The sequence below is a fragment of the Pseudomonas sp. Kh14 genome (assembly GCF_900291005.1).
GTDB lineage: Bacteria > Pseudomonadota > Gammaproteobacteria > Pseudomonadales > Pseudomonadaceae > Aquipseudomonas > Aquipseudomonas alloputida.
This window is the reverse complement of sequence record NZ_OLKJ01000195.1, coordinates 1-255: the sequence shown is the minus strand read 5'-3', so window position 1 is coordinate 255 and position 255 is coordinate 1. Positions and strand designations below refer to the sequence as shown.

General features: G+C 68.6%; 1 protein-coding gene. It reads right to left on the bottom strand.

Translation table 11 applies throughout. From position 1 onward, the window contains the following. Positions 1–255, bottom strand: a 255-nt coding sequence (locus FQ668_RS28695) for a hypothetical protein (RefSeq protein ID WP_178097205.1), incomplete at both ends; no start/stop codon positions are given.

Genomic DNA, 255 nt, shown 5'->3' with positions numbered 1-255 from the left:
GCTTGAGCGCGTCATTGACCACGCCGCCGATCGCGTTGACAACCGAGTTGACCGCGTCCTTGACGACGTCGACCGGATTGGTGGTGTTCGTCGGAAGCTGCAGGGGATTGCCGAACACCGTGCCGGTCTTGCCGGGGGTGTAATCCGAGGGCGGGCTGCTGACGGTCACTCGCGGCCGGACGGTGGCCGCGCTGATATCGGGCAGCGGGGCAGCGGAGGGATCAGCGTTCACCGCAGCGGGGGCCGGAGCCTCGG